Genomic DNA, 26,617 nt, shown 5'->3' on the forward strand with positions numbered 1-26,617 from the left:
AGGCCGCTGGCAATTCTGTATGCTTAAACTATTCAGCTTTCAACTAATAACTCAATAACCTATCGATAGAGGTAATAACATGGATCCTCGTACCTTACTCTCCACCCAAGGCCCGGAATTCTCGCGCATGATTAGCGGGTACTGGCGTCTGATGGAATGGAATATGACCCCGCAACAGCTACTGAGCTTCATTGAACAGCACGTTGAGCTGGGCATCACCACGGCGGACCACGCGGATATTTATGGCGGCTATGCCTGTGAAGCGGCTTTTGGCGAGGCAATGCGCCTCAAGCCCGCGCTGCGTGAAAAGATGGAGCTGGTGAGCAAATGCGGTATCGCCACCAAGGCGGACCCGGCGAATAAAATCGGCCACTACATCACCGACAGCCAATACATTATTGAGCGCGCCGAGAAGTCGCTAACCAATCTGCACACCGACCGTCTGGACCTGTTGCTGATCCACCGCCCGGACCCGTTAATGGATGCCGACGAAGTAGCAGAAGCCTTCACCAGCTTGCACAAAAGCGGCAAGGTGAAGCATTTCGGCGTGTCGAACTTCACCCCGGCGCAGTTCACCCTGTTGCAGTCACGCCTGCCGTTCGCGCTAGTGACCAATCAGCTTGAGATCTCCCCAATCCATCAGCCAGCCATTCTCGACGGCTCTTTAGATCTTTGCCAACAGCTGCGCATCAAGCCAATGGCCTGGTCCTGTCTGGGCGGCGGCCGTCTGTTTAGCGACGCTGAGTTCCAACCGCTGCGCGATGAGCTGCAACAGGTCGCCGAAGAGATTGGCGCGGACAGTATTGAGCAGGTGGTCTATGCGTGGGTGCTGCGCCTGCCGTCTCAGCCGCTGCCAATTATTGGCTCTGGCAAAATCGACCGCGTGAAGTCGGCGTGGAAGTCATTGTCCTTGGAGATGACGCGCCAGCAGTGGTTCCGTATTCGCAAGGCGGCTTTGGGCTACGATGTACCTTAATTAATGCTTTTCCTTGGCGCTGTAGCGGCGTTTTGCCACAGCGCCATTGCCTCTGAGTTATGCCTGTGTCGGCTGTGGACTATTATTCTTAGCCGCCACTTCTTCGATAGAAATCGCCTGCTGTAGCTGTGACAGCGAGCAATACAATCGCCAAATAATCCCCGCCAGTTCCCGCGCTGATTCATCAGGATGATGCGCCAAGGATTCGCTAATCCGTGATAACTCCGCCAAACTTGAATCCAGCACCGTATGGCTGACGCCGCGTTCGGTCATAATGCCTTTCAGGCAGTGAATGCAGACATCCCGCACCGCAGAGAGCGGATCCGAGCGAATCTCCCACTCGCGCAGCTGCCAGACGATATGGCTGCAATTGAGCAGCACCACGCCCCAGCGCAGCAGCCAAGTCCGCGAAACCTGATCTTTACTTTGATTGAGCTGGTTGATGCGATGATAAATCAGCGATTCAAACTGCAAATGGCTCAGCTGCGGCTTGCGACTTAGCTGGTCGATGAAGTCCCGGCGCAGGGCGCGGATAATGCGCCGACTTTTGCGTTTATCCGAGCTTGGTCGCAGCACTTGGAAAGCCACGCCTGCCAGCATTACGCCGACGATTCGGCCAATCCCATCATTGATAAACGCGCCGTAGTCATAGCTCGGTGGGTTAGTCACCGCCAAAAAAGAACCGCTGAACACCAGCAGTTGCCCCCACAGCCCGGCGTACTTTTTGTACTGCAATTTCATCATCTGCATGGTGACTAAAATCGGTAGCAAAAAGGCGCAGAACACCCAGAAGTCATTCAGCTGGATCATCAACCCGAACTTAAGAATGAAGCAGCCGACAAACAGCAACAGCAGAGATTTAATCAGCAAAGTAATGCTGCTAATTGGCGATGCGGTGGAGGAGTAGAGCACGCAGCTGACGGCGGTCAGTGCCACCGCCGAGGTGCCGGAGCTCCACTGGGTGCTCATCCAGAACGCACAGGCAATCACGATACACAGGAAGGTGCGCAGGCCGTTATAAGCCGCCTCGTAGGTGTCGGTGTGCTCGGTGAGGCGGCTGGCGCGCGGCGGCTGCAAGAACTCCACCTGCGCCGCGTTGGTGTTTTCCACCCGACGCAGCCAGCGCTCGTTATGCAGATAGAGCCAGCAGAAGTCGCGCAGCCTTTTCCAAAACGCCTGATAACGGTAGTCGGAGGTGTCGTGCGGCTTGATTTGGCTGAGGATGCGGGCAATTTGGTATTTGTTGCTTTCCGGATCGCGCAGCGCCTCAATCAAGGTTTCCAGCGTTTCATAAAGATGTTCGGGAGGCTGCGGCCAGTTGAGCAACATGCGGCGCAGGCTGGAGATGTAACTGGTCATGCGCAGCTGCTGGTGGAGCAGGTAGTTGAGCAGATTATTTTGCCGACGCAGCCGGTAGTGGCTCCAAACCGCCTGAATACGCAGCAAATTCATGGTGAGGATCTGGCCAATTACGCCCTCGTGCGAGGTGCGAATTTGCTCGGTGATATCTGGCCGCCACAGCAGTTTGGCGTGATCCAGCAACTGGGCATGCATCTTGCGCAGCGAAGTGAGCAGGGCGTCGCCGTCGGAGGTGCTCGGCAGGATCATCATCATAAAGCCGCCGCACAGGATGCCGGTGATCACTTCACACACGCGGGCCTGGGCGATGTCGAAAATTTTGCCAGTGTCAGTCACGTTAACGGTGGAAAACGCGATGATGGCGGCGGTGTAGCCAGCTAGAGCGAAGGCGTAGGAGACGTTGTTTTGATAGTGGTTGGAAACGTAGGTGCACAGCCCCAGCCACGCGGCGATGGCAAAGGTGAATAACCAAGGTTCATTCAGGCAGTGTCCGGCAATCAGCACCGAGGCCAACGCGCCGAGCAGGCTGCCAATCACCCGGCCAATGCTCTTACTAATAACGCCGCCCACGGTGGGGAAGCTCACCACGGCGGCGGAGGTCAGCGCCCAGTAAGGGTCATCCAGCTGCAACACGAAGGCGATGTACAGCGACAGACACATGGCGATCGAATTGCGCAGAGCGTAGCGCCACTGGCCGGCGGTGGCTTTGCCCCAAGGTGTGTTTTTCCATTCAAGCCAAGAGAGATTCACGTCACCGGCCTTAGTCGTGCACGGAAATAGTGGCGGTGGTTCCGGCGACTAACACCACGTTGGCGGGCACGTTGAGCAGCTTAATGCGCACCGGCACGCGCTGGGCCAGCCTGACCCAAGGCACGTTGGGTTTCACATTCATCAGCAAGTCGGCAGACGGGTCGACGCTCTGATCATAGATGGCGCGCCCAATGCTTTCGACCTCCCCCTGCAACGGAATATCGCCGTTATAAAGAGTGATATTCGCCCGGCTGCCTTCTTTGATATGGCGCAGCTTAGTCTCTTCGAAATAGCCCAAAATATAGAAGGAGTGGGTATCAACCAGCCCCACCAGCGGCGTGCCGGTAGTGGCGTAGTTGCCACGGCGGGTTTGCAGATTGGTGATATAGCCGTCGGTTGGCGCAAAGATCTTGGTTTTGCTCAGATTCCACTGGGCTTGCTCAAGAGAGGCCTGCGCGGCTTCATACTGGGCTTTCATCGCCTTGGCGGCGATATTGGACTCATCTAGCGTCTCGGCAGAGACAATCCCGGCACCCAGCCCACGGCGGCGCTGCGCCTCGTGATTGGCTTTATCAAGGTCGGCGGCGGCCTTGGCCAGCGCGGCCTGTGCGTTATCCAGAGCGATTTGGAAAGGCTGTGGGTCGAGCGTAAACAGCAGGTCACCGCTCTTAACCAGTTGATTATCATGTACATTGATGCCAATGATGCGTCCTGAGACTTCGGGCGTAATGTCCACTAACTCGGCGCGCACCTTGCCGTCGCGGGTCCACGGCGACTGCATGTAGTAATTCCACATCCACCAACCCGCGCATAAAGCGACCGCAAAGACCAACACCGTGGAGAAATATTTAAGCGTTTTAAATTTCATTTTCTTACTCGTTGATCAGCAGTAGCAGGGCACCACAAATAGAAATGACGAAAAGAGATAAGTCCATCAAGGTCGGATGCCACACTTCGCCGGAATAGATCCAATCGCGTAAAAGGTGGTGGATTAAAATCCAGAAAAGCAATCCCAGTAAAATGGCTTTGAAGATCGGAGGGAAATAAAGCGAAGCCCCTAAGACTAAATCCGTGAGCGGGTAGCCTGTATGAAAGATTTGCGCATCCACAATATTAATCTCTGCGGGTGATTGTGTTATAAACAAGGTCAATCAGGGAGTTGAAGCTAACTCGTTAACTGACGGTAATAAGATCCAGTATATATAGAAATGTAATTACACGATTAAAATTCCGAAAACTAGGCTAAACTCTGGGGAGTTATCTTAGCATGCTAATTATAAGGAGGGGATAATTGGAATCGAACCTTGGATCAGATCTAGCACGATTAGTTCGTGCGTGGCGCTCGTTGATAGATGAACGCTTAAAACCGCTGGAGTTGACGCAGACTCATTGGGTAACTTTGCACAATATCAACATGTTACCGCCTGAACAGTCGCAGATTCAGCTGGCAAAAGCCATTGGTATTGAGCAGCCTTCTCTGGTGAGAACGCTCGACCAGTTGGAAGAAAAGCGACTGATCACCCGTCAAACGTGCGCCAGCGATCGCCGTGCAAAACGCATCAAATTGACCGAGGAAGCCTCTCCGATCATCAATGCGATGGAGTCAGTGATTGATTCAACCCGCAAAGAGATCCTCAGCGGCATGTCTCAGTCGGATATCCAGCAGCTATCGGGAATGTTGGCGCGCCTTGAACAAAACATCGCTTCTTTACAAAGTAAATCACAATAATTCGCGAATACCCGCCGTTGAATAAACGGCTTTCTGTTTTATTTTTGCATACAGCACACTCTTTTTTGGTAATGCGACGATGTTGCCAAACCAAAAAAAAGCCGGGAGCTTTCACTCCCGGCTTTTTTATTGGGTTTACTCCGTGCCGATATTATCAGGCGCTTGGAGATACCGTCACAGTGCTGCCGCTGGTGGCTAAGCTAACACGCTGGCCCACGCTGAATTTGGTTGGGCCGACTTTCTGTACCACCTGAATGGTGCTGCCGTCGTCACGACGGATTTGCAGCTCAACACCGTTAGAACGGTTAAGCGTACTCTGTACACCCTGACCTGCTACGCCACCCAGTACCGCACCGCCGGCTGTTGCCAGGCTTTTACCTGCACCGCCACCGATGGTGTTACCCAGGAAGCCACCCAGAACCGCACCACCCAGAGCACCGATGATGTTGCTGTCATCGCCGCCTTGGATCTGTACCGCACGTGTAGACAGAATCGTGCCGTAAGAGACTTGTTGAACTTGTTTCGCCTGCGAGGATGAGTACACATCGCCAGAGGCGGTGTTGTCGCTGACACAACCAGCAAGAGTCACACCCGCAAGGGCGACAGCCAGAAAACGCTTAATCATAAATTGCTCCTGTTTAAAGTCACGTCATCGCAGCGTCATATCATATAACCAGCAATAGCGTAGATGATGCATTCCACATTTCAACATCCTGTCGAGGGTGTCGAGTCTTCTTTTTAGCGAACCAGGACTAAGGTACTTAAGACCCATAGTACATTAGGCCTCTTCAACTAATAATAAACGGTGGTTTAGGTTTTAGACAGCTTTGTCTGGGATTCGGGCCGTCGGTGAGTCAATTGCACTGTTAGTCACTTTTTATTTCCGGTTGGTTCCCAAAATAGTCTCTGATTAACAAAAAACAAATACACCAATCACATAGCGCAATAAAACCTGTTCAACTCATAGCGTTGCTAGATGAATTCTGGTTAAGTTGACGCAGTAATATTTTTATTTAAGTGAGCCGCCTTTATTGGCCTTTTCACGGGAGATTCGAGGATGTTATCTATGAAATCAGGACGCTACATTGGCGTGATGTCCGGCACCAGTCTGGATGGTGTCGACGTGGTTCTGGCCGCCATTGATGAGCGCATGGTGGCGCAGCAGGCCAGCTACTCTCATCCTATTCCTCTTGAATTGAAAAACGCCATTTTGGGTATGTGTCAGGGCCAGCAAGTGACGCTGGCGCAGGTTGGCGAACTGGATACCCGACTTGGCATGTTATTTGGCGAGGCGGTATTAGGTTTGATGAAAAAGGCCGGGATCACTGCCGAAGAGGTGACGGCGATTGGCTGTCACGGGCAGACGGTCTGGCACCAGCCCAAGGGCGACGCCACCTTCTCCATGCAACTGGGCGATAACAATCGCATTGCCGCCATGACCGGCGTGACTACCATTGGCGACTTCCGCCGCCGCGATATGGCCTTTGGCGGGCAGGGCGCGCCCTTGGTGCCCGCTTTCCATCAGGCTCTGTTAGCACACCCGACCGAGCGCCGGATGATTTTGAATATTGGCGGCATCGCCAACTTGTCCTTACTGCTGCCGGGCCAGCCAATTCGCGGCTACGACACCGGGCCGGGCAACATGCTGCTCGACGCCTGGATTTGGCGTCATCGCGCCCAGCCTTATGATAAAAATGCCGAGTGGGCCAACAGCGGCAGGGTTAACCTGACGCTGTTACAGCAGATGCTGTCGGACCCTTATTTCGCCGAGCCGGCGCCGAAAAGCACCGGGCGCGAGTACTTCAATATCGCCTGGCTGGAGAAGCAGCTCAGCAAGGTTCACGAGCTGGCTCCTGAAGACGTGCAGGCCACGCTGGCCGAGCTGACCGCTGTGAGCATCGCCGAGCAGGTGCAGCTGGCCGGAAGCTGCGACCGCCTGATGGTGTGTGGCGGCGGAGCGCGCAACCCGCTGGTGATGGCGCGCCTGTCAGCCATGCTGCCGGGTACTGAAGTCTCCACCACCGACAGCTTTGGTATCAGCGGCGATGATATGGAAGCGCTGGCCTTCGCGTGGCTGGCGTTTCGCACGCTGTCGGGCAAGGCGGGCAATCTGCCGTCGGTTACCGGCGCGTCGCAGGAAACCGTGCTGGGGGCGATTTACCCGGTGCCCAATAAGGGGCCGCGCTAAAGCCTGGGCGATTTATGACGTTATCGGTTTAATCTCAATGTGCTACGCCGTCAGGCGTGGTACTAAACGGAGTAAATCGAGACTCATGAGGAACATCAGGATGAAAAAGGCGATTTTCGCTTTGGCGACGTTAACCTTGGCTGGCTGTAGCCAGTTTCACCATCAGCAGGAAGCCACCACCGAGCAACTGCACTACCAGTGCGGCACCACGCCGCTGACCGTCACGCTGGACAAACCGGCGCAGCAGGTCGATTTCCTGCTTGATGGCAATCAGCTTAAATTGAAACAGGTTGCCGCCGCCTCCGGCACGCGCTATAGCGACGGCCATTACACTTTCTGGTCGAAAGGGCCGCAGGCCTTTGTACAGCGCGGCGATGACATCATCCTTAACGACTGCGTACAAAAATAATCTCCGCATTCCCTCCTAACTGACGCGTTGGGTGATTGAGATCCCAACGCGTCAGGCGCAGAATAGCCCCACCACACTTTCTCGCGTACAGAACTTCATATGACTGATAATAATGAATTTGATGTGTCAGCCTCGCGGCGTGAATACACCCGTGGCGGGCTGCGTCGTGGCGATTTACCGGCCGAGCCTCTGCCGCTGTTTGAACACTGGCTGAAGCAGGCTTGTGAAGCCAAGCTCGCCGACCCTACGGCGATGGTCGTGGCGACGGTTGACGAGAACGGCCAGCCGTATCAGCGCATCGTGTTGCTCAAGCATTACGATGAAAAAGGGCTGGTGTTCTACACCAACCTCGGCAGTCGCAAGGCCCAGCAATTAGCCAACAATAGCCACATCAGCTTGCTGTTCCCCTGGCATATGCTGGACCGTCAGGTGGCGGTGATTGGCCGCGCCGAGCGTTTATCGACGCTGGAAGTGATGAAGTATTTTGCCAGCCGCCCGAAGGACAGCCAAATTGGCGCCTGGGTGTCGCAGCAGTCGACCCGCATTTCGGCCCGTGGCGTGCTGGAAAGCAAATTCCTCGAATTGAAGCAGAAGTTCAGTCAGGGTGAAGTGCCGTTGCCGAGCTTCTGGGGCGGCTTCCGCGTCAGCGTTGACTCCATGGAGTTCTGGCAGGGGGGCGAGCATCGCCTGCATGACCGCTTTATTTATCAGCGAGAACCCGCTTCAGCCCCCGGCCAGCCGGTAACTGGTTGGAAAGTAGACCGCCTCGCGCCTTAACCACGAAAAAAAAATGCTAAATCCTAGCGCTCGCGTCGCGGGCGCTTTATTCTATGCCATTCCCCTGTAAAGGCGAGAGAACGGGCACATGCGCGGCATGATGTCAGGCGTGATGTTGCATCGACGTGATGCACAAAATTAATGGAGTTTTTGATGGCAAGCAGCAACTTGATTAAACAACTGCAAGAGCGGGGCCTCATTGCCCAGGTGACGGACGAACAAGCGTTAGCAGAGCGACTGGCGCAAGGGCCAATTGCACTCTATTGCGGTTTCGATCCTACCGCAGACAGCTTGCATTTGGGTCATCTGGTGCCTTTGCTTTGCCTGAAGCGCTTCCAGTTAGACGGCCACAAGCCCGTTGCGCTGGTCGGCGGTGCCACCGGTTTGATTGGTGACCCAAGCTTTAAAGCCACTGAGCGCAAGCTCAATACCAACGAAACGGTCAACGAGTGGGTGGAGAAAATCCGCCAGCAAGTGTCGCCTTTCCTGGATTTCAACTGTGGCGAAAATAGCGCGATCACTGCTAACAACTACGACTGGTTTGGCGGCATGAACGTGCTGACCTTCCTGCGTGACATCGGTAAACACTTCTCCGTTAACCAGATGATCAATAAAGAAGCGGTTAAGCAGCGTTTGAACCGTGACGATAGCGGCATCTCCTTCACCGAGTTCTCTTACAACCTGCTTCAGGGTTATGACTTTGCCGAGCTGTATAACCGCCATAAAGTGGTGCTGCAAATCGGCGGTTCCGACCAGTGGGGCAACATCACGTCAGGTATCGACCTGACCCGTCGTCTGCACCAGCAACAAGCATTCGGCCTGACCGTGCCACTGATCACTAAGTCTGACGGCACCAAGTTCGGCAAAACCGAAGGTGGCGCAGTGTGGCTGGATCCGAAGAAAACCAGTCCGTACAAATTCTACCAATTCTGGATCAACACCGCGGACGCCGACGTTTATCGCTTCCTGAAATTCTTCACCTTCCTGAGCCTCGAAGAGATTAATGCGCTGGAAGAGGAAGACAAAGCCAGCGGCAAAGCGCCACGCGCCCAGTACGTGCTGGCGGAGCAAGTCACCGGCATGGTTCATGGTGAAGAAGGTTTGGCGGCGGCTCGCCGTATCACCGAAAGCCTGTTCTCCGGCGCGCTGAACGACATGACCGAGGCTGATCTGGCTCAGTTGGAGCAAGACGGCATGCCGGTAGTGAATCTGGAAGCTGACGCCGATCTGCAACAGGCGCTGGTTGCTGCAGGCTTAGCGCCTTCTCGCGGCCAGGCTCGCACCATGATCTCTTCCAACGCCATCACCCTGAACGGCGAAAAGCAAACCGATCCTGAGTTCCGCTTCAGCGACAGTGACCGCCTGTTCGGCCGCTATGCCCTGATGCGCCGTGGTAAAAAGAACTACAGCCTGCTTATCTGGAAATAAGAGAGCAGCAGTCAGAAAAGGGGCTTTACGGCCCCTTTATCTATTCCAAAGGCCGTGTTTCAACATCTTTATATGCGCCATCCGCCGATGACGTCAGTATCGGGACCTCACATGAAAAATATCCTTTCTATCCAGTCGCATACCGTTTTTGGACACGCCGGAAACAGTGCTGCAGAATTTCCAATGCGCCGCATGGGCGCAAACGTTTGGCCTCTCAATACAGTGCAATTCTCTAACCATACCCAGTATGGCAAATGGACCGGCTGCGTGATGCCAGCCAGCCATCTCACTGAAATTGCTCAGGGCATTGCCGATATCGACCGTCTGAAGGATTGCGACGCGGTGCTCAGCGGCTACATCGGTTCGCCGGAGCAGGGCCAGAGCATTTTACAGATTGTCCGTCAGGTGAAGGAAGCCAATCCCAACGCGTGGTATTTCTGCGATCCGGTGATGGGTCACCCGGAGAAAGGCTGCATCGTGGCGCCGGGCGTGGCGGAGTTCCACTGCAATCAGGCTTTGCTGAACTGCGACATTATTGCCCCAAACCTGCTCGAGCTGGAGCTGCTCAGTGGGCACGCGGTGCACAACGTCGAAGAGGCCGTTTCCTCGGCGCGCGAGCTGATTGCTAAAGGGCCGAAAATCGTGCTGGTGAAGCATCTGAGCCGCGCGGGTTATCACACCGATCGTTTCGAAATGCTGCTGGTGACCGCCGATCAGGCCTGGCACATCGACCGCCCGCTGGTGGATTTCGGCGTGCGCCAGCCGGTTGGCGTCGGTGATTTGACCAGCGGCCTGCTGCTGGTGAACCTGCTGAAAGGCGAAGCTCTGGATAAAGCCTTGGAGCACGTCACTGCCGCAGTTTATGAGGTGATGTTAGCGACCCATGCGATGGGCGAATATGAGCTTCAGGTGGTCGCAGCGCAAGACAAGATGGTCACGCCAGAGCACCATTTTGCGGCGGTAAAGCTGTAATTTCTCGCTGCGTTTAAATTGTAAAAAAAGCCCCGCCAGTGCTTACTGGGCGGGGCTTTTTATTGCGTTTCGCTTAGGGTTTAGTCTATTACTTCAGGCCTTCGGCGGTCAGCGCGGCGTCAACTGCCGGACGTGCTGCAACGCGATCCAGATAGCTGTTCAAGTCAGTGAAGGCGCTCAAATCAAACTTCAGCGCTTTGGCCCAGCCCATCACGGTGAACAGGTAAGCGTCGGCCACGCTAAAGCGCGCGCCCAGCAGGAATTGCTGGCCTTGCAGCTCTTGGTTGACGTAGGCGAATTTCTTCATCAGCGCTTCGCGGGTGACGGTTTTGAATTCGTCTGGCGTTTTCGGATTGAACAGCGGGCTGAAGCCTTTATGCAACTCGGTAGCGATGTAGTTCAGCCACTCCAGCGCGTGGTAGCGCGCAATAGTGCCAAACTCTGGCAGCAGGTTGCGGTCTGGCTTCTGGTCGGCCAGATACTGCACGATAGCCACGCCTTCGGTCAGCAAGGTGCCGTCGTTCAGTTCGAGAGTTGGGATCTGGCCTTTAGGGTTGATGGCAAAAAAGTCATCGCCGTGTTCAGTTTTCTTGGTCGCCAAATCAACTTTGACGATGCTGAAATCCAGGCCGGCTTCGCGCAGAACGATATGCGGAGAAAGGGAACAAGCGCCGGGTTTGTAATAAAGTTTCATAGTGACTCCGTGAGGTTACCTTGAGTAGCATGCAGACCCGCGGCCTGAGGTGAAAAAAGGCTCAGCGCCGCGGGAAAAATAAAGCTGCCGCTATCCTAGATCTACCGCTGACAAATGTCAGTGACAGAATCGTGATGTTAGCGAGAATGCTGATTTAAGTGGTCACGGACTGCGCGTTCTACGCTTTCCGGCGCGGGCAGCAGCGGGGCGCGAAGCTCGTTGTGCATCATGCCGGAGAGGGATAACGCGTATTTTATCGCCGCCGGGTTAGGCGCGCTGAACATTAAACGAATCATCGGCAACAGCGTGAAGAAGGTTTGACGCGCGGCGGCCAGATCGGAGGATTTCACCTCTTCCACCAAACGCACGAATTCATCAGTGTACAAATGGGAAGAGGCGGCAATCGCCCCTGTGCCGCCGTGGCTGAGGGTCGCGAGGATCTGCGCGTCTTCGCCACACAGCACGTCAAGCTGGCCGTCGGCAATCAGCGACAAGGTGAGGTCCCAGCTTCCGCCGCAGTCCTTCACTGCCACAATGCGCGGGTGGGCGGCCAGTTCACGCAGGGTGGCCAGCTCGAGGTGAATTCCGGTGCGATAAGGCACGTTGTACAGCACGATTGGCACGCTGGAGTGGTTAGCCAGCTCGGTAAACCAGGCGCTGAGGGCGGCCTGTGACGGGCGAATGTAGTAAGGGGCTGGCAGTAAGACGCCGGCAACAGGGCGCTGCTGAATGGCATCCTGCATCGCTCTGACGGTCGGCAGGTGAGTGCCCGACAGGCCCATCATCACCTGATGACCCGGCACGATTTCTAACACGGTATCGAGGACTTGCAGCTGCTCGTCTTTGGTCAGCATCGGGGATTCGCCGGTCGTGCCACAAACCACAACGCCATCCACCCCCTGTTTCAGCAAATGAACACAAAGCTTGCGCAGAGCGGGGAAATCAATATCTCCCTGATGGAAAGGTGTGACTAGCGGAACCCAAATACCTGAAAACGATGGCATGATTTACTTCCTTCGACGGCGTGATTATTACCCGCGATCATGTCAGGAGATCGGGGGGCGACGCCAATTGAAAGAATTTATCGCGGGTTTTGAGTTATTTGTCAGGCTAATATCAGGATTCGTTTTGCATATTTAGTGAGCTATCCAGCAAACTGCGCAGTACCTCGATGGGCACCGGGCGAGAGAACAAATAGCCCTGAAGATGTGAGCATCCCGCTGATATTAAAAATGTTTTCTGTAGCTGATTTTCCACGCCTTCGGCAATGACGTTTAATTTCATCTTATTTCCCAATTGGGAAACGGCTGAAACAATCGCCGCAGTATCATTCACTTCTGTGACGTACTGAACAAAAGAACGGTCGATTTTCACGCTATCCACGGAAATGTCTTTCAGCAAACTGAGGCTGGAATAGCCAGTGCCGAAGTCGTCGAGAGAGATTTTCACCCCGGCTTTCCGCAGTTCAACCAGATGGGTCAGGCTGGTGCAGTTAGCATTCATCACCGAGGTTTCAGTCAGCTCCAGTTCAAGGCGGCTGGCCGGGAAATCTTCTTCTTCCAGCAGGGTCAAAATTCGGTCGGCAAAATTGCTTTCGCCCAGCTGTACGGCGGAAACGTTAATCGCCAAATTCAGCTCGCTGAGGCTCAGAATATCCTGACAGGCTTGGCGCAGAATGATTTCCCCCAGCTGGATAACCAGCCCGGTTTCCTCTGCCAGCGCAATAAACTGCACCGGAGAGACGGCCCCCAGCACGCCGTGATTCCAGCGGGCCAAGGCTTCGACGCACACCACTTTCTCATCGGAACTGCGCAAAATTGGCTGATACACGCAGGTTAAATCCCCTTGGCGAGAGAGGGATTCCGCCAGCGCTTTGACCATAATTCGCTTACTCACGCTGCTGGCATCCAGCAGTTCGGAGTAAAACGAGAACATATTTTTGCCGCGCTGCTTGGCTTCCAGCAGGGCAGTATTGCCCCGGCGCATGATTTCACCGGCGGTAATATTTTCCGCACCAAACATGACGATACCCAGCGAGAGCGTCACCATCGGGTTGGCGCGCGTCAGACTAAAGGGTTGGCGCATCATCACCAGAATCTCGAGCGCCAGATTATTGGCTTGTTCATGGGTCGGGCTATTGCGCAAAATAATGGCGAACTCATCGCCGCCGATGCGCGACACCGTGCCACTGCTGCCAAGCTCATTGCGCAGGCGCTGGCCAAACTCACACAAAATGGCGTCCCCGGCCTGATAGCCGTAGGTGTCATTGATGTAATTAAATTCATTCAAATTGAGCAGAAAAAGGGCGTAAGGCTCGGGGCGGTACATCCGCTGGGCGGCGATTTGGCTGAGATCTTCGTTCAGGGCAGTGCGGTTTGGCAGGCCGGTGAGCACGTCGTGGCGCGCTAAATAGCGAATTTGCGCCTCTGAGCTGCGCTGCAATGAAATATCCATAATAGAGGTCAAAATATAGTGGCGGCTTTCCAGCGTGACGCGGGATTTGCGCACCAATACATTGCGAATTTTGCCATTGGCATCAATTAGCATCTCTTCGCTGACGTTTTTAATGCCGCTGGTCAGCACTTCAATATCTCTCTCTCGCTGGCGCGCCGACTGATTTTCTTCGGTGAAAAAGGAGACGTCGCGGCCAATAAGATCTTCACGCCGCCGGCCAAATAACTCACAGGCTTTCTGATTAAGAAAGACCAATTTGCGCTGATCATCTTTCAAGACGGTCGCTTCGGTAAGCGCGTCGAGAACTGCCTGGCATATCGCAATATCAGTAAACATGAGTTAAAAACCCTGAACGGAAAATGAAAAGATCGTGGCGTTTAATAAGACCAACGCAAAATAAGAGTGACCTAAAAATCGTTAAGAATTCTGATTATTGCCTACATTGTTGTAGGAAGATTACGCTTGTTTTGAAATTGACTATTTCAATCAATAATCACGACTTAAGTGCGCTGGTCGGCATAATATATGGCGATATAACAACCACTTAAGTGCTATGGCTTCGGGCCATACTTTTCGTCCCACTCGCGGCGATATTTGCGCGACTGGCGGCGGCCTTTAAGCCACAAATAGGTGCAGACAATACAAACGCCTGCGGAAAAAACGATATTGCGCATATCTTGGTCATAAAAAATAACCAGCACGCAATCTAACGCCGCCACCATGGCAAACCATTTATGCATATGCGATTGGCGGCGAATTTCCGCATTAAGTCGTTTTAATTGTCGCCCTTCATCCAGGACATTCTTTTTTTCCATCACGGCTTCCTGGTATTCGTTGGGAGAAAAGATGCAACGCTGCATCCGACATGACATTGCAACTGACTTTGGCTAATTATTGCTGGGACGAGCGCAGATAGAAACGTCTCATTATCGCATTAATGTAACATGACGTCAGCGGATTCAATTCGTTGATTAACGGCCCTTATTTGCTCTCTTAACCACTCTAGCGCCGGATCGTTCTCGGCATTCACCGGCCAGACAATCGAATTTGGGAAGACTTCAAGCTGAAGCGGCACTTCACAATAGACCAGCCCGAACATGGCGCAGTAGCGGCGCGCGATGCGATTGGGCAGAGTCACCAACACTGGCGAATGCTGAGCAAAAGAGAGCAGCGCCAAAAAGTTCTGTGCCGAAAATACCGCATTCAGCGTGGCTCCCGCGCGGTTAAACGCATTCTCGACGCAGCCCATCAGGTTACCCGAAAAAGACATCAGCGCGTGAGGCTGGCTGAGGTAGTCATGCTGCGACAAAGGCGTTCCGAAGGGCATCAGCTCTGGATTGAAGCAGCAGGCCAGCTGTTCGGCGAACAACTCTTCACTACGATGCCACTGGGCCTGTTCGCCAAAGCAGCCCAGCGCCAAATCGATCTCCCCGCGCTCCAGCAGCCCGTGCAGGGTCTGCCGCCCGACATAGCTGGCGATGACCCGCACGCCGGGTGCCACCTTGCGCAAATGCGCCATCAGCTCCGGCAGCAGGTGCACTTCCAGCTCGCTGGAGAAGCCTAGCCGGAAGGTGCGCTGCTCGGTGAGTGGCGAGAATTGCTCGCTGAATGACAGAGCATCTTCTGCCTTTTGCAGCACCGAACGCACCCGGCTGGCGAGGCTTATCGCCCGCGAGGTCGGCTTCATCACTTGCCCGACGCGCACAAACAGCTCGTCATCAAACAGCATGCGCAGGGTTTTCAGGGCGTGGCTCATGGCCGGCTGTTGGATCTTCAGTCGGGCGGCGGCGCGGGTGACGTTGAGTTCTTCCATCATCGCGTCGAAAGCAATCAGCAGATTCAGGTCAAAATTGCGTAAATTGAAATGGTCGATAGTCTTCATGCTTGGTATCGATTTGAGTAATGGTTCTACTGTTTATACGATGCTTTTACTGACTCCACAAGTGAAGGTATGCAATGAAACGTTCAAACTCTGTGTTCCACGTCGGCGATTTAAAGATAACCCGCCTTGATGAGTTAACCCTGACCGGCTCGGCTCCTGAAGTATTATTTAACGGTGACTGGCAGCCCGAGGCGCTAGAACAGCACCGGGAATGGCTCAGCCCGCAAAACTTCGATTTCTCCACGGGAAAGCTTATCCAGAGCACCCACGCATGGCTGGTGCAGTCGCCAAACTTTACTCTGCTGGTGGATACGGCGTCGGGCAATGATAAAGAGCGCGGGAACAAACCCATTTTTCACCATCTCCAGACCGACTTTCTCGCCCAGCTGGAGCGCGCGGGGGTGACGCCGGAGTCCGTCGATTACGTGCTGTTGACCCACCTGCACGTTGACCACGTGGGCTGGAACACCCGTCTGGTGGACGGCAAGTGGCAGCCGACATTCCCCAACGCCACCTATTTCTTCTCGCAGACCGAAGCTGATTTCTATGGCGATGCCGAAAGTGATAGCCCGGCGGTCGTGGATAATCGGCAGGTGTTTGCCGACAGCGTGCAGCCGATTATCGACGCCGGGCAGTTCCAGTTGGTGCCCCCAGGCGGCGGGGAAGTGCTGGCGGGCATTCGCTATACGCCCACGCCGGGCCACAGCATTGACCATATGTCGGTCAGCATCCTGTCACAGGGGAAAGAGGCCTTCTTCGCCGGTGACCTGCTGCACCATCCGCTACAGGTTTACTATCCGGAGCTGAATTCAATGTACTGCGGTTTCGATGGGCCAGCGCGGGCCTCGCGCCTGTGGGCGCTGCACCACGCGGCTGAAAATCAGGTGACGTGGTTTTCAACCCACTTCGCCGACAGCTCGGCGGGCCGCGTCACCCAGCGGGGGAATGATTTCCAATGGACTTTTCTTCAAGCCTAATCACTGAGAACAACAAGATGAAATCACAACAAGACAGTCAGGCGCGGGTGGATGAGATCCACAGCGAATCCCTGATGATTGATAGCGACACGCCGGGGATTAGCCTGCACCTGCGCCACAAATATCTGCCGTCGCCAAACGCCTTTACCGCCGACAACACCCTAGTGATGGTACACGGCGCGACTTACTCCTCCGGCAGTTTGTATGACGTCAGGCTGGACGGCGTCTCCTTTATGGATGCGCTGGCGCTGCGCGGTCTGAATGTCTACGCCGTCGACGTGCGCGGCTACGGCCATTCTACCCGCCCGGCGGAAATGGACGCGCCGCCGCTCGACAACCCGCCGCTGTTTGGGACTGAAACCGGCGTGCGCGACTTAGCCAGCGCGGTGGACTGGGTGCGCAGAAAGCTGGGCTTGGAGCGAGTACAGGTGTTTGGCATGTCGTGGGGCGGCAGCGTGGCGGCGGCCTACACCAGCCAGAATAATGACAAGGTGAATCGGTTGGTGGTGCTGGCACCACAGTGGGTGAACGAAGGGGGCTCGCGGCTGGACGAAGGCGGGCAGCTGGGAGCCTATCGGCGAGTGGCGGTGGGCGAGAGCAGGCCGCGCTGGGTTAACGCCGCGCCCGAGGCGCATCGCCATGACCTGATCCCAGAAGGCTGGTTTGAGGCCTGGGCAGCGGCCTCGCTGGCTGAAGATCCGCAAAGCCAGCAGACCCAACCGCCGACGCTGCGCGCGGTTAACGGCACGATTCAGGATGTGCGTGACTACTGGGGAGCGAACCGACCCTTTTATCGCCCGCAGGATATCACCCGGCCTGTGCTGCTGGTTCACGGCGAGTGGGATGCCGACGTGCCGCTGCGGCTGATGACGCCTTACTTCACCTCTTTTACCTCGTCGCCGGAAAGGCGCTGGGTGGAAATCGGCGAGGCGACGCACATGATGCTGATGGAGAAAAACCGCTGGCAGGTGTTCCGCGCGGTGGCGGATTTCTATGTGAGCTGAGGCGCAGGCAATAAAAAACGCCTCCCTGGGGAGGCGTTCGTCAACCATCTGCATAAAGAGTACGTCGCTTAGCGTGCAGCCTCTAACTCGTGCTCTTTGTTATCATCTTCGCGATCCAGCGTCATGCGATGCAGTTTAGAAGCCGTCAGCAGCATCAGCAGGGCAATCACGCCGGTCGCAATACCGATTTGCATAAACACGTGGCTGTAAATCGCCAGTGAAGCGTGGCTGTCTGTGATGTCAGTCGCCGGAACGGCAGTCAGACCTGCAACATAACCGGCAATGATCGCCGCCGCTGCCGTGGTCAGGAACCAGGCACCCATGATGAAGCCCATCAGGCGCTGTGGAACCAGCTGTGCCACCATTGCCAGACCCAGACCAGAAATCATCAATTCGCCAATACTTTGCAGCGCGTAGCTCATCACCAGCCAGTTAACAGAGACGATGCCTTGATCGTTGGCCATGGTCGCGCCCCAAGGCAGCACTAAGAATGCACAGGAACAGAGCACCATACCAATCGCAAACTTGTGCGGCATTGGCATTTTGTCGCCAACTTTGGTGTAAATCGCCGCCAGAATCGGGCTTGCCACCATGATCCAGAACGGGTTCAGCGCCTGGAACTGCTCTGGCTGGAAGTTGATGCCCAGCAGGTCATGATTTACGTTGTGAATAGCGAAGAAGTTCAGAGAGGTCGGCATCTGGCTATAGAGCACGAAGAACACAATGGCTTCTAACATCAGAATGAAGGCCACAATCATTTTGCGGCGCGCAATGCCCTGCATACCAAAAGTCTCTTTAGCAAAGACAATAATGATACCCACGGACACCACTGCCAGCACCAGACGGGCAATCATTTGGTTATGTAGCAACCAGCTAGAGATAAACACCAGCGCGGCCACGCCAACCAACACCATCAACAATTTTTTGAATTGCAGCGGTTGGAAGTCAGGTTTAGAACCCTGACGCTTAACCCATTTGCGGCAGAACATGAAGTTCAGCAGGGTGATCAACATACCGACCACGCTCAGGGAGAAGGCGACGCTCCAGCCGTAAGTCGCTGCCAACCAAGGGGTCGCCAGCATAGAGAAGAAGGAGCCGATGTTCACCGACATGTAATACATGGTGAATGCGCCATCAAGACGCGGGTCATCTTTTTCGTAGCAGGTTGAAAGCAATGAGGATGGGTTTGCTTTAAACAGACCGCTACCAACGGCGATAGTCGCCATACCCAGATAGACCCAGAAGATGTCGTGCCCAGAGTAGGCAACGAATGAGTAGCCTAGCGCCAGCACGATAGCACCGAGAACAATCACACGTTTCGAGCCGAGAACTTTATCTCCTAACCAGCCACCGATAGCCACGAAACCGTAGACCAGCGCACTGAAGGAAGAGAAGAGGGTAATGGAGTCCGCTTCGCTTAGGCCAAGCATTTTGACCAGATAGACGGCCATGATCCCTTGCAGGCCGTAGTAACCAAAACGCTCCCACAACTCGATAGAGAAGATCAGGTAGAACGCCTTAGGCTGTTTAAAAGCGTTCAAACTGACGCTTTCTTCTTTGGATGTGTTTTTGTTTGCTGTTGACACTAGAACCTCGGTTTATCACTCCCTGCCCTGAACGACAGGAGACACATAAGTGGCGCGAAATAAGCACCCTTTGCATTGTTATAAGATGGGATGACGGCGGGTAATGTTCCCTATCTTCGTAAACGAGGCAAGGAGTTTGACATGTTCTGTTACATATAACCGACCCGTGCTGATGAAACTGTGTTCGAAATGTTATGCAGAATTAAAAATTATGTTTTTGTCATGAATCAAATGATTATATCGTTCAAATAACAAACTAAGAATTTCACCACCTAATGTATGGGGTTTATTAATTCTTATGGTGAATGTATTTGATTTTTAATGAATAAACCAAGCATAAACGCCGCATAGGGTTTTATAGCCAGTTTATTGTATTTATGGGATTGTGCGGGGTGGGGATTTACAAAGGCGGCGGCGATTGTAGTGTGATCTACTTCACTTTTTAACACTAAATTTTCGCTAGGAAATAAGATTAATACGACTTATAGCGGTTATGAAGGGAAAAGGCTGTAACAAAAAAGCTACCTGCAGGTTAAAACTCTGCCGGTAGCTTTAAAAATAGCGAGGGGATGAAACGGAGTCTTAAAGCTGCTCTGTGGTGTCACCCAGCGTCTGAATCAGTCGGTTTGACCAGGCGAAAAGGGCGCTGGTCAGCAGAATATCCAGAGAGTGCGCCGCACTGTAGCCAGCATCGGACAGGGCCTGTAGAGCTTCGACATTAAAGCGTTCTGGCGTGCGCGTTAACGCCGCCGTGGTATGCAACAAGACTTGCTCCGGCGCGGCATCCGACGGCGCTTTTAGAGCTAAAAGCCCGGTCTTGGCGACATCGCTGTCCGCGCCAAATAGCGACTCAATAAGCCCTTTCTCACCCCCCGCTTCAAGATAGAAACGACCATGGATGCTGGCGCAATATAAACAGCCATTCAGGCGCGAAGTGGTGACCGCCGCCAGTTCGCGCCACGTGGCCTTATGTTGCTCCCGCGCGTGCATAACGTGATTGAACACGGCCGAAAACTCACTAAGACAGGGGGCATCCTGCACTAAAAGCCGGTAGAAGGACGACGAGCGCGCGTCAGGGGCGATCAGGTCCAGCACGTCCAACTGATACTTGTTAGCTTTTTCTAAATCCACCTCCGGCAGGCGAGATTGCCACTGGCGCAAAGTCAAAGAGAAGCCGTTTTGCGCGCCACTCTCCGGTGCCGGGAACCCGGGAAGCACGGCGGCCACGCGCCCGCGCAGGGCGCCCAGCACAGCTAATACCCGCGCCTGATAACTGACAAAGCCAATCAATTGGGTAAAGGTGACGATGTCCTTGGTGCTCAGGCCAACCTCGGTGAGCTGGGCCAGCATCGGCGGGGTGATAAGCGTCGGATGCGTCGCCAAGAGGCGAGCGAACTGGGTAATGTGGGTTTGGCGGATATTACTTTCACGGGAGGCATCAGGGCTGGATAGCGGGGCGAGGCGGGCAGCGTAATGGCTACAAAGTGGCTGTACCCCCGTGACCTGAGCGACGGTGAGCGCACTGCTTAAACGGTCATAAAGTGACAGCGTTTCAGTGCGCGATAAAACGACTTTTTCCGGAAAAAGCGCGTCATAAGCCGCGCGAGAAGCTTCCAGCAGGCCAGAATGTTCGGCAAAAAGGCGACGCAGTGATGGGTCGAGTTGGGCATCTAGCCCAAGAAGAAAACGATCTTGCACAAGAGCAGCGTGCGGGTCATGCGGCAAATGACCATGCTGACTGGATTGTGTTTCGTGATACCAGCCGTTATGAACGGCTCGGCGCTGTTGTTCCATGATCGGGTCCTTTGCATGAGGCAAAATTTCAGACCCTATCCTTGCTGATACGCGTTGCCATATAAAATAATGTTAAGCGATAAATAATAGCTAAAAAGAATAGAAAGCTAAGGAATCGCGACAGAAAGCCATAAGGCGGGGTTCTCTGCTGGCAGAGAATAAAAAAACCGGCCAGTAAAAACCTACCGCCGGTTCTTTTTTAGTCCAAATTTTTACTTAATTTCACTGGCAATGAAATTTAATTTAGCTTTTTCCACCATCACGTCGCCATGCATCAGCGCTTAATGCTTCACCGAAGTGGCTGGAAATCAGCCTTTTGGTCAGGTCGTGCAGCGGGGCGGCCAGCACTTCGGCGGTGTTGCCGCGCTCCACCACTTCACCGCCGTGCATCACAATCACCTGATCGCTGATGTGCTTCATCATGCCCAGATGCTGGGTCACGTAGATGTAGGAGATACCCTGCTTCTCCTGCAACTCAAGCATCATGTTGATGATTTGCGAACGCATGGACATGTCCAGCGAGGCCAGCGCCTCATCGGCGATAATCACCTTTGGCTGCAAGATAAGCGCGCGGGCCAGCGCGACACGCTGTTTCTGCCCGGAGGCCAGCATGTGTGGATAGTAGTAGGCGTGGTCCGGTAGCATGCCGACTAAGCGCAGAGTCTGATTGATGCGCTGCTCGCGCTGCGGGCCGTCCAGCTCGCCGTTGAGGCGCAGCGGGGCTTCCAGCAGTTGTCCGATGCGCTGGCGCGGGTTGAGCGAGGTGCTCGGGTCTTGAAAAATCATGCGGATTTGCTGGCTGCGGAAACGGTAATCGCCGTAGTTCAGCGGCTGATCGTCAATCAGGATCTCGCCGCCCGTCGGTTCAATCATTCCCGAGAGCATTTTCGCCAGCGTTGACTTGCCCGAGCCGTTTTCGCCAATGATCGCCAGCGTCTGCCGCTCGCGCAGGGTGAAACTCACCGGCTTCACGGCATCAAGGTCCATCTTACGGAACAGGCCGGTGCGGTAGCGAAAGGTTTTGCTCAGGTTGCGTACTTCAAGCAGGGTCTCAACCATCATTGCTCCTCCATGTTGAGCGGGAAGTGGCAGGCGAAGGCGTGAGTTTTAACCACTCGCAGACGCGGTGTCTCAATACATTTCTTTTGTGCATAAGGGCAACGCGGCCCCAGACGGCAACCCACTGGCAGATGCTCCAGCGAGGGAATGGCGCCGGGCAGGGTGTTCAGGCGGCTTTTATGCGGCAGCGAGCGGCCAAAGTCCGGCATGGCACGGATTAAGGCTTGGGTGTAAGGGTGATGCGGCGCCACCAGTAGGTCTTCGCAAACGGCACTCTCCACCGTCTGCCCGCAGTAGAGCACGTTAACCCGGTTGGCCCATTTGCTCATCATTTGCAGGTCATGGCTGATAAGCAAAATGGTGGTGTTATTGTTCTGATTGAGCCGCGAAAGCAGGCGGAAAATCTGCGCCTGGGTGGTTGGCTCCATGGCATTGGTCGGTTCATCGGCGATCAGCAGCCGTGGTTGGTTGGCCAGCGCAATGCCAATCATCACTTTCTGACACTCGCCCTCGGTCAGCTCATAAGGGAAGCTGGCCATGATGTCTTTGTGATCTTTAATGCCCACGCGGTGCAGCAGCTCAATGGCGCGGCGCTTGCGCCAACCGAAACGCTGATACCAGCGGCCTTTGTAGGTCCAGCCGGGGATCGCCTGCATCAGCTGTTTGCCGATGCTTTCGGACGGATCGAGACAGGACTGCGGCTCTTGGAAAATCATCGAAATGTTCTGACCAATCAGGCGGCGGCGTTCGCGCGGCGACAGGTGCAACAGGTCAATGTCGTCAAAACGCATACGGTCGGCGGTGACGCGCCAGTTATCTTTGGTGACACCACAGATGGCTTTAGCAATCAAACTTTTGCCTGAACCAGACTCACCCACCAGCCCGCGAATCTCACCCGCGCTGAGCGTCATGCTGACCCGATCAACGGCCTTCACCGGGCCGTCGGAGGTCATAAATTCAATGGTCAGATTGCGGATATCGAGTAACGGCATTATTCCACTCCCGCATTAATTGCCCGACGCATACCGTCACCTAGCAGGTTTATCAGCAACACGCTGATCAAAATCGCCGCGCCGGGCAGCATCACCGACCATGGGGCGACATAGACCAACTCCAGCGAATCCCCGAGCATGGCTCCCCATTCCGGCGACGGCAGCTGCGCGCCTAAATCAAGGAAGCCCAGCGCGGCGATGTCCAGCACGGCCATGGACAGGGCGCGGGTAAACTCGGTGACGAGCACCGCCACGATGTTCGGCAGCACCGCGTAGCGTAGAATTTGCCAGGTCGACGCGCCGTCCAGACGCACCGCGATGACATACTCTTTTTCCAACTCGTCGTGCACCGCGCTATAGATAGTCCGGGCAATGCGTGGCAACAGCGCCAGCCAAACCGCAAGCATGGCGTGTTCAAGTTTCGGGCCGATAAAGGCCACCACGATAATCGCCAGCAGCAGCGACGGGATAGACAGCAAGGTGTCGAGAATATGGTTGAGAATTGCCGATTTCAGCCCGCGGGTGATGCCAGCCAGCACGCCGATAATGACGCCAAAGAATGCCGCCGCCAGGGTCACCAGCACCGCGCCACCAAAGGTCGGCGCTGCGCCGGTCAGAATACGGCTCAGCAAATCGCGGCCCAGATCGTCAGTGCCGAGGAAGAAGGCCACATTGCCGTTTCGCGACCAGGATGGCGGCAACAGCTGTGAGCCTAAGAACTGTTGGTCCAGAGCATAAGGCGCCAGCAGGTGGCCAAAAACACATAGGAACAGCAAACCTAACACGCCATAGAAGCCAATCATCGACAAAGTGTCGCGATAGAAGATCCCCCACATTTGGCGGAACGGGCTTGGCATCTGTTTTTCACGGTATACGTTATCGAAGGGCATACCATTCCTTATGTTTCAATGGGTTGGTTAATGCGCCAAGGATGTCAGACAGGACGTTGACCACAATCACCAGGCTACCGACAATCATCACCCCGGCGGAAATGGCGGCGTAATCCTGCTGGCGAATGGCGTTAATCATCCAGCGGCCAACTCCCGGCCAGTTAAAGACCATTTCGGTGATCATCGCCAGCGTCAGCATGCTGGAGAACTGCAAGCCAAGTTTAGGGATAATCGGCGGCAGGGCGTTGTGCAGCACGTGGCGGCGAATAATAGTGAAGCGCGACAGCCCGCGAGTGGCGGCGGCTTTGACATAGTTTTGGGTCAGCACGTCGTCGGTACTGATACGCATCAGGCGAATCACTTCGGTGGTCGGCGCCACCGCCAGCGCGGCGATAGGCAGGATCATATGGCGAATGGCGCTGACTATCATCTCATGGCGATAAGGCGAGTCGGAGAGCCAGGCGTCAACCAGCGTCAGGCCGGTCACCGTCTTCAATTGATAGAGCAAATCCAGCCGCCCGGATACGGGCAGCCAGCCGAGCTGGAGCGAGAAGAACAGCATTAGCAGCAGGGCCAGCCAGAACACCGGAATGGAGAAGCCAAGCAGGGCCAGTGTACTGATCGCCACGTCCGGCCATTTCCCGCGCATCACGCCCGCCGTGATCCCCAGTGGAATGCCCACGAGTAAAGCCAGCGTGAAGGCCAGAACGCACAGCTCCATGGTCGCCGGGAATACCGCCTTGAGCTGAGTGCTGATGTTCTCACCGTTGATGCTCGACACCCCGAAGTCAAACTGGAACAGGCCAGTGAAATAGAAGTGGTAGGCATCCCATAGCGATGCGCCACGCAGTGGGGCATTCGGCGTAAAATAGCTCAAGCTAAAGGCCACCATGCTCAGCAGGAACAGGGTGATTATCAGCAGCAGTAAACGCCGTAAAATGAAGATAATCATGGCGCTTCCTTGGTTTCGATATCGCGGAATACCCCAGCAAATGAGGAGTTACCAAAGGGACTCAGCACCAGCCCTTTTATGTCGTAGCGGTAGGCCTGAAGGCGCAGAGAAGAGGCCAGCGGCAGCACCGGCAGCTGCTCTTCAAGGATGTGCTGAGCTTGCTGATAATACTCGATGCGCTGGGAAAGCTGTTGAGACAGCAGCCCTTGGCGCAACAGCTGATCGAAGTCGGGATCACACCAATGAGCATAGTTGGTCTGCGAACGAATTGCCGCGCAGCTGAGCATCGGGCGGAAGAAGCTGTCCGGGTCATTACTGTCCGTTGCCCAGCCCGCCAGGGTCAGGTCGTGGTTCATCTCCATCAGGCGCGCTTCCTGAAAACGCCCCTCGACCGGCACGATAATCACTTTGATCCCCACCTGCGCTAAATCCGCCTGAATCAGCTCGGCGGTTTTCAGCGGGCTAGGGTTGTAGGACTGGGAGACGGTCGGCACCCACAGGCGCAGAGTGAGTTTGTCCTGACCAAGATCTTTAAGGATTTTCCGGGCCTTGTCGGGATTGTACTCCGTCACCGTGGCATTGCTGTCATAAGCCCAAGAGGCGCGGGGCAGAATCGACGCCGCCGTCTCTGCCGTGCCGTAGTAAATCGACTGCATCAAACGCTGGTTGTTAATCGATAGCGCGATGGCCTGACGAATGCGCGGATCGTTGAGCGGAGCTTTATTGGTATTGAAAGCCAGATAAGCCACGTTCATGCCGGGACGAAGGGTCAGCCGCAGGCGCGGGTCATCGCGCAAAATAGAGAGCTGGCTGGCCGCCGGATAGGCCAGCACGTCGCACTCGCCGGTGAGCAATTTGGACAGGCGCCCGGTGCCGCCGACGCCCATATCAATCACCACCTGCGCCATGCGCGGCACGCCTTTCCAGTATTGGCCATTGCGCGCCAGACGCACATATTGGCCGGTGCGGTATTCCCCTAGCTGGAAGGGACCGGTGCCGACTGGCTGACGGTCAATCTGCTCTTCATTGCCTTTTTTCTGCAAATCATCGGCGTATTCGGCGGACAAAATCGGCGCGTAGTGGGTGGCTAAATGCCACAGGAAAGAGGCATCCGGCTTGTTCAGGCGAAATTCAACGGTGTAATCATCCAGCTTTTTGACGCTTTTCACCGCATGGGCGAATTGCAGACTGTCGAAGTATGGGTAATCGTCGCCGTTGACACTGTGATAGTGATTCTGCGGATCGATAATGCGCTGAGTGCTGAACACCACGTCATCCGCATTCATTTTACGCGTCGGGGTGAACCACGCCGTGGTCTGGAAAGGCACGTCTTTGCGCAGGTGGAAGCGATAGGTTGCGCCGTCATCCAGCACTTCCCAGCTCTGTGCCAACTCGGGAATCAGCCGGTAGGTATAAGGGTCAACGTCTAACAGCCGGTCATACAGCTGCGCCGCAAGGGTATCAATGATCAGGCCGCTGCTGGCTTTCTGCGGGTTAAAGGTATTCACCATGCCGTTCACGCAATAGACGAAACCGCTCTGGCGGATATCGGCGTTTTGCACCACGGGGCGCGGGCTGGTGACGGGTGGCTGTTCGGGCGGTGTGGCTGAAACAGCCGCATTCGCGAAACCACCCAGTAATAGCATCCACAATGTTAGACGACGCATAAGGGCTTCAATGTTAAGTAGCAATGCCTTAAGTGTACCGTACTCTGCCAGCCTCCCCAATCCATTGCGCAAAACTCC

At 54.9% G+C, this 26,617-nt stretch carries 25 protein-coding genes; 9 read left to right on the forward strand and 16 right to left on the reverse strand.

Features of this window, described 5'->3' with window-relative positions; translation table 11 throughout:
* The first annotated feature begins 79 nt into the window (after nucleotides 1-79).
* Entirely contained in the window at nucleotides 80-976 is an 897-nt protein-coding gene (locus tag ACT3RR_RS07180) for an aldo/keto reductase (protein ID WP_353502407.1), read from the forward strand.
* A 57-nt stretch (nucleotides 977-1,033) separates the two neighbouring features.
* Here ACT3RR_RS07180 and ACT3RR_RS07185 read toward each other — a convergent pair whose 3' ends face one another.
* From ACT3RR_RS07185 to ACT3RR_RS07195, 3 genes are read right to left on the reverse strand one after another with little or no spacing between them, the layout of a single operon-like run.
* The gene (locus ACT3RR_RS07185) at nucleotides 1,034-3,085 is read right to left on the reverse strand and encodes an FUSC family protein (RefSeq protein WP_496200013.1); all 2,052 of its coding nucleotides are present in this window, start codon (nucleotides 3,083-3,085) and stop codon (nucleotides 1,034-1,036) included.
* A gap of 10 nt (nucleotides 3,086-3,095) precedes the next feature.
* Nucleotides 3,096-3,953: an efflux RND transporter periplasmic adaptor subunit gene (locus tag ACT3RR_RS07190; RefSeq protein WP_396130446.1), complete on the reverse strand. Its 858-nt coding sequence runs from the start codon at nucleotides 3,951-3,953 to the stop codon at nucleotides 3,096-3,098.
* A 4-nt stretch (nucleotides 3,954-3,957) separates the two neighbouring features.
* A complete protein-coding gene (locus ACT3RR_RS07195; RefSeq protein WP_034791113.1) occupies nucleotides 3,958-4,194 on the reverse strand; it encodes a DUF1656 domain-containing protein in 237 nt (78 codons plus the stop codon).
* Between the two features lie 182 nt (nucleotides 4,195-4,376).
* Between ACT3RR_RS07195 and slyA the strand changes: the two genes are divergently transcribed.
* A complete protein-coding gene (gene slyA / locus ACT3RR_RS07200; protein WP_034791111.1) occupies nucleotides 4,377-4,814 on the forward strand; it encodes a transcriptional regulator SlyA in 438 nt (145 codons plus the stop codon).
* 154 nt (nucleotides 4,815-4,968) lie between these two features.
* On the opposite strand, the gene ACT3RR_RS07205 is transcribed toward slyA, so the two are convergent.
* Nucleotides 4,969-5,439, reverse strand: a complete 471-nt coding sequence (locus ACT3RR_RS07205) for an outer membrane lipoprotein (RefSeq protein WP_034791109.1) — start codon at nucleotides 5,437-5,439, stop codon at nucleotides 4,969-4,971.
* 441 nt (nucleotides 5,440-5,880) lie between these two features.
* On the opposite strand from ACT3RR_RS07205, the gene anmK reads away from it, so the two are divergent.
* From anmK to pdxY, 5 genes are all read left to right on the forward strand, one after another.
* Nucleotides 5,881-7,002 (forward strand): anhydro-N-acetylmuramic acid kinase, encoded by a 1,122-nt coding sequence (gene anmK, locus ACT3RR_RS07210; protein WP_396130448.1) that lies wholly within the window; start codon nucleotides 5,881-5,883, stop codon nucleotides 7,000-7,002.
* A gap of 100 nt (nucleotides 7,003-7,102) precedes the next feature.
* On the forward strand, nucleotides 7,103-7,411 hold the full coding sequence (locus ACT3RR_RS07215) for an MliC family protein (RefSeq protein ID WP_353502402.1): 309 nt from the start codon (nucleotides 7,103-7,105) through the stop codon (nucleotides 7,409-7,411).
* A gap of 99 nt (nucleotides 7,412-7,510) precedes the next feature.
* Entirely contained in the window at nucleotides 7,511-8,188 is a 678-nt protein-coding gene (pdxH, locus tag ACT3RR_RS07220) for a pyridoxamine 5'-phosphate oxidase (RefSeq protein WP_353502401.1), read from the forward strand.
* Nucleotides 8,189-8,341: 153 nt separating this feature from the next.
* Nucleotides 8,342-9,616 (forward strand): tyrosine--tRNA ligase, encoded by a 1,275-nt coding sequence (gene tyrS / locus ACT3RR_RS07225; RefSeq protein ID WP_353502400.1) that lies wholly within the window; start codon nucleotides 8,342-8,344, stop codon nucleotides 9,614-9,616.
* A 111-nt stretch (nucleotides 9,617-9,727) separates the two neighbouring features.
* Nucleotides 9,728-10,588: a pyridoxal kinase PdxY gene (gene pdxY, locus ACT3RR_RS07230; protein ID WP_353502399.1), complete on the forward strand. Its 861-nt coding sequence runs from the start codon at nucleotides 9,728-9,730 to the stop codon at nucleotides 10,586-10,588.
* An 88-nt stretch (nucleotides 10,589-10,676) separates the two neighbouring features.
* On the opposite strand, the gene gstA is transcribed toward pdxY, so the two are convergent.
* From gstA to ACT3RR_RS07255, 5 genes are all read right to left on the reverse strand, one after another.
* A complete protein-coding gene (gene gstA, locus ACT3RR_RS07235) occupies nucleotides 10,677-11,282 on the reverse strand; it encodes a glutathione transferase GstA (protein ID WP_353502398.1) in 606 nt (201 codons plus the stop codon).
* A 137-nt stretch (nucleotides 11,283-11,419) separates the two neighbouring features.
* On the reverse strand, nucleotides 11,420-12,286 hold the full coding sequence (gene dapA, locus ACT3RR_RS07240) for a 4-hydroxy-tetrahydrodipicolinate synthase (protein ID WP_353502397.1): 867 nt from the start codon (nucleotides 12,284-12,286) through the stop codon (nucleotides 11,420-11,422).
* A 112-nt stretch (nucleotides 12,287-12,398) separates the two neighbouring features.
* Nucleotides 12,399-14,072, reverse strand: a complete 1,674-nt coding sequence (locus ACT3RR_RS07245; RefSeq protein ID WP_353502396.1) for a sensor domain-containing protein — start codon at nucleotides 14,070-14,072, stop codon at nucleotides 12,399-12,401.
* 215 nt (nucleotides 14,073-14,287) lie between these two features.
* Nucleotides 14,288-14,551, reverse strand: coding sequence for a hypothetical protein (locus ACT3RR_RS07250; RefSeq protein ID WP_353502395.1), 264 nt, complete (start codon nucleotides 14,549-14,551; stop codon nucleotides 14,288-14,290).
* A gap of 119 nt (nucleotides 14,552-14,670) precedes the next feature.
* Nucleotides 14,671-15,618, reverse strand: coding sequence for a LysR substrate-binding domain-containing protein (locus ACT3RR_RS07255; RefSeq protein ID WP_353502394.1), 948 nt, complete (start codon nucleotides 15,616-15,618; stop codon nucleotides 14,671-14,673).
* Nucleotides 15,619-15,692: 74 nt separating this feature from the next.
* Here ACT3RR_RS07255 and ACT3RR_RS07260 point away from each other — a divergent pair, with 74 nt between their 5' ends.
* Both ACT3RR_RS07260 and ACT3RR_RS07265 read left to right on the forward strand, forming a co-directional pair.
* Complete coding sequence (locus ACT3RR_RS07260) at nucleotides 15,693-16,595, forward strand: MBL fold metallo-hydrolase (RefSeq protein ID WP_496200014.1); 903 nt, start codon at nucleotides 15,693-15,695, stop codon at nucleotides 16,593-16,595.
* A 17-nt stretch (nucleotides 16,596-16,612) separates the two neighbouring features.
* The gene (locus ACT3RR_RS07265) at nucleotides 16,613-17,599 is read left to right on the forward strand and encodes an alpha/beta hydrolase (protein ID WP_496200015.1); all 987 of its coding nucleotides are present in this window, start codon (nucleotides 16,613-16,615) and stop codon (nucleotides 17,597-17,599) included.
* Nucleotides 17,600-17,667: 68 nt separating this feature from the next.
* Here ACT3RR_RS07265 and dtpA read toward each other — a convergent pair whose 3' ends face one another.
* From dtpA to sapA, 7 genes are all read right to left on the reverse strand, one after another.
* A complete protein-coding gene (gene dtpA / locus ACT3RR_RS07270) occupies nucleotides 17,668-19,185 on the reverse strand; it encodes a dipeptide/tripeptide permease DtpA (RefSeq protein WP_353502391.1) in 1,518 nt (505 codons plus the stop codon).
* 582 nt (nucleotides 19,186-19,767) lie between these two features.
* A complete protein-coding gene (locus ACT3RR_RS07275) occupies nucleotides 19,768-20,979 on the reverse strand; it encodes a CMD domain-containing protein (protein WP_396130458.1) in 1,212 nt (403 codons plus the stop codon).
* 243 nt (nucleotides 20,980-21,222) lie between these two features.
* Nucleotides 21,223-22,038: a putrescine export ABC transporter ATP-binding protein SapF gene (sapF, locus tag ACT3RR_RS07280; protein WP_034791080.1), complete on the reverse strand. Its 816-nt coding sequence runs from the start codon at nucleotides 22,036-22,038 to the stop codon at nucleotides 21,223-21,225.
* Nucleotides 22,038-23,030, reverse strand: coding sequence for a putrescine export ABC transporter ATP-binding protein SapD (sapD, locus tag ACT3RR_RS07285; RefSeq protein ID WP_396130459.1), 993 nt, complete (start codon nucleotides 23,028-23,030; stop codon nucleotides 22,038-22,040). The genes sapF and sapD overlap by 1 nt, the downstream gene beginning before the upstream one ends.
* Complete coding sequence (gene sapC / locus ACT3RR_RS07290; protein ID WP_353502388.1) at nucleotides 23,030-23,920, reverse strand: putrescine export ABC transporter permease SapC; 891 nt, start codon at nucleotides 23,918-23,920, stop codon at nucleotides 23,030-23,032. Before sapC ends, sapD begins: the two co-directional genes overlap by 1 nt.
* On the reverse strand, nucleotides 23,907-24,872 hold the full coding sequence (gene sapB, locus ACT3RR_RS07295; protein ID WP_353502387.1) for a putrescine export ABC transporter permease SapB: 966 nt from the start codon (nucleotides 24,870-24,872) through the stop codon (nucleotides 23,907-23,909). The genes sapC and sapB overlap by 14 nt, the downstream gene beginning before the upstream one ends.
* Nucleotides 24,869-26,539, reverse strand: coding sequence for an ABC transporter substrate-binding protein SapA (gene sapA, locus ACT3RR_RS07300; protein ID WP_353502386.1), 1,671 nt, complete (start codon nucleotides 26,537-26,539; stop codon nucleotides 24,869-24,871). The genes sapB and sapA overlap by 4 nt, the downstream gene beginning before the upstream one ends.
* Nucleotides 26,540-26,617 lie beyond the last annotated feature (78 nt).

Origin of the sequence: Ewingella sp. AOP8-B2-18, assembly GCF_052376015.1 — a bacterium.
Lineage (GTDB): Bacteria > Pseudomonadota > Gammaproteobacteria > Enterobacterales > Enterobacteriaceae > Ewingella > Ewingella allii.